The sequence below is a fragment of the Actinotalea sp. C106 genome (assembly GCF_023630195.1).
Classification (GTDB): Bacteria; Actinomycetota; Actinomycetes; order Actinomycetales; family Cellulomonadaceae; genus Actinotalea.
Window position 1 is genome coordinate 1 of record NZ_JALPKN010000343.1, and the last position, 2,912, is coordinate 2,912.

At 71.0% G+C, this 2,912-nt stretch carries 4 protein-coding genes; all 4 read left to right on the forward strand.

The annotated features are described in order from the left end of the window. The coding region (locus L0B03_RS16010) for a DUF6668 family protein (RefSeq protein WP_374204991.1) at positions 1–344 on the forward strand (344 nt) is incomplete at its 5' end. Beyond that, on the forward strand, positions 341–634 hold the full coding sequence (locus L0B03_RS16015; protein WP_250447712.1) for a hypothetical protein: 294 nt from the start codon (positions 341–343) through the stop codon (positions 632–634). The genes L0B03_RS16010 and L0B03_RS16015, both read left to right, overlap by 4 nt. Before the next feature lie 8 nt (positions 635–642). After that, positions 643–1,407 carry a hypothetical protein gene (locus L0B03_RS16020; RefSeq protein ID WP_250447715.1) on the forward strand — a complete coding sequence of 255 codons (765 nt, stop codon included), beginning with the start codon at positions 643–645 and terminating at the stop codon, positions 1,405–1,407. Positions 1,408–1,510: 103 nt separating this feature from the next. Then, the coding region (locus tag L0B03_RS16025; RefSeq protein ID WP_250447719.1) for a hypothetical protein at positions 1,511–2,912 on the forward strand (1,402 nt) is incomplete at its 3' end.

A 2,912-nucleotide genomic window follows, 5' to 3' on the forward strand; every position in this document is an offset into this window, starting at 1 on the left:
CGCTGCTGGTGGCCCGCTCCCACGCCCACGGGCTGCGCGCGGCCCAGAAGGCCGCGACCCATTGGGCCGCCGGCGCCACCCCACCCCTACAGCTGCTCGGCCTGCTCGTGGTGGCCGACGCCCCCGGGCGCCTGCCGCGCCCTCTGCGCGACCTGGCCGCGGTGGTCGGCGGGGGAGTGCCCCACCTGTGGCACCTGCCCTGGGTCGAGGACTGGCGCCTGGGCGAAGACCCCCACCTAGGCACCGCACCCCACCAGGTGCGGCGCGTCATCGGCGAGATCGCCGCACTCCTACCCCCGGGTCCCGCCCACAGCGGCACCAACCACCGAGAGGAACCCCGTTGAGCATCCTGACCACCCTGACCACCGTCGCCGTAGACGTGATGGCCGCCGTCCCGGACCCCGCACCGCGGCGCCCGCCAGGGATCGAGGGCTTCGACGCCATCCTGAGCTGGGCCAAGTGGGTCAGCCTGGCCGTGTGCCTGCTGGGGCTCTTCGCTGCTGGCGCGCTGATGGCGATCCAGTCCCGCCGCGGCGAGGGCGGCGAGCACGTCGGCAAGATCGGCATGGCCCTAGGCGGGGTCATCGTCATCTCCGCCGCGGGAGCGCTCGTCGGCTTCCTGGCCACCGCCTGAGCCATCACATGACGACAGACAGCAACGACCAGCCCAGCCCGTTCGCCCGGCCCGGCTTCATCGCCGCGGCCGTGGTCGTCACCCTGATCATCGTCGCCGGCATCATCCTGGCCATCACCAACGCCACCAGCGCCGACACCGACCCCGGCCCGGCACCCCAGACCGACGCGGCAACGACCACCCCGGTCCCCACGCCGACCGAGGAACCCGCGGGCACCACCACCGAGGCCAGCATCTGCGATCTCGGTGGCGCCGAGACCGGCACGGCCCGCCTGACAACGGCCCCGGACGTGGACGCCTGGGAGTACCAGGGCACGACCGCCTACCCCACCTCCCAGACCTTCGGCCCCGGCGCCACCAACGACACAGCCGGCTACCGCTACTGCTTCCAGCGCACACCCGAAGGGGCATTGCTGGCTGCGACGTACGCCCTTGCGGTCGGCTCAGATCAGGCCGTCGTACCGCAGTGGATCGAGTACTTCACCGCCCCAGGCCCCTACCGTGACCAGTTCCTTGAGCAGCCACCCGCCGATCGGGACTCGTCGAGCGTGCGTATGCGGGTCGCTGGGTTCCGTCTCCTATCCTACGAAGGAGACGCCGCGAGCGTCGACCTAGCGTTCGTTGCTTCGACCCAGGGCCAGACGATCAACGCCTCACTCGTCTACGACCTCGTCTGGAGTGATGGGGACTGGAAGATCGATACCTCATCCCCTGAGCCGGGCAGCTTCTCCACGATCCCGGACCTTGCCGGCTACGTCCCTTGGAGCGAGTGACGTGGCATGTTCGATGACCGAAGCTCTCCTCGATCCAGCCGGATGCGCGGGGGAACTTGCCACCGATGTGGCCAGTAGAGCCGCTGGTGACGCGGTCCAGAACATGGCCGCCTCGGTTCTCGAGGCCTTCACGACGGTGATCGCGTCGCTGGGGACCTTGTGGGTTCATGTGGGCACGCCCAACCTCACCGAGACAGAGGGCGGCTCGGCGATCAGCGCGGGGGACTCCGCAGCGAACTCGGCGGACATCACCACGGTGCTGGGGTACGCGACGTGGATCAGCTTGGCCGTGGCGGTCATCTCCTTGTTCGCCTTGGGTGCCTTGGTGGCCACGCGTCTGCGGGCGGGGGAGGGGATCGCGACGGTCGGTCGCCTGGGCATGGTCCTGGCGGCGGTGGTGCTGATCTCCGGGGCCAGTGCGCTGGTTGCGGGCGTGATGCCCACTGGGCCGGACGAGGCCGGTGGGGCGGTGCTGTTCTTGCAGTCGGGGCTGTGGTGGTACATGGGCGCGGCCGCGATCGCTTCGGTGATCATCGGTGGTGCGCGCATGGCCTGGGAGCAGCGCGCCGAGCACGGCCGCGAGACCGTCAAGGGCCTGCTCACCCTGGCGGTCGTGGCCAGCGCCGGGGTGACCGTGGTGGGGCTGTTGGTCGCGGCGTCGGACTCCTTCGCGGTGTGGCTGCTCAACGGCTCGCTGCAGTGCGACGTCACGGCGAGCTCGGCCTGCTTCGGGGACAACATGGTCGCGCTCCTGGCCTTGACCGCCGCGCCCGCGGGCTCGGCGCTGGGGCCCCTGCTCATCATCATCTTGGGGTTGGTCGCGGTCCTGGCTGCGGCGTTTCAGATCATGCTGATGGTCGCCCGCGGGGGCATGTTGGTGATCTTGGCGGGGATCTTGCCGCTGTCGGCGTCGTTCACGAACACCGAGATGGGCAAGAGCTGGTTCCGCAAGTGCATCGCGTGGCTGGTGGCGTTCATCCTCTACAAGCCTGCTGCGGCGATCGTGTACGCGGCGGCGTTCCAGCTCGTGGGCACCAGCACCGGCGCGCGGCGCCCCGGGACCTTCGGTGATGACGGCACGGGGCTGTTGTCGGTGCTGACCGGCCTGATGCTGATGGTCATCGCCTTGTTCGCGTTGCCGGCGCTGATGCGGTTCGTGACCCCAGCCGTGGGGGCGATGGCCGGCGCCGCTGGGGGCGGGGCCATGGCCGCCGGGGCACTGGCTGCTCTCCCCACCGGTGCGGCGTCCCTGGGCCGGATGGCCTCGGGCAGCGCGTCATCTGGCACCGCGGCAGGTTCGGGAACCTCCGGGGCGCCCGGCTCGCACGGACACAGCGCGTCCTCGGGCCCTTCGGGAAGCCAGAGCTCTGGGGGGACGGGGTCTGTCTCGAGCTCTCAAGCCGGTGGGTCCGGTGGGGGAGCAGCCACGCAGGGAGCCGCCGCGGCAGGCGGCGGGGGCGCTGCGAGCGGTGGCGGTGCAGCGGCGTCGGGCGCAGCCGCCTCGG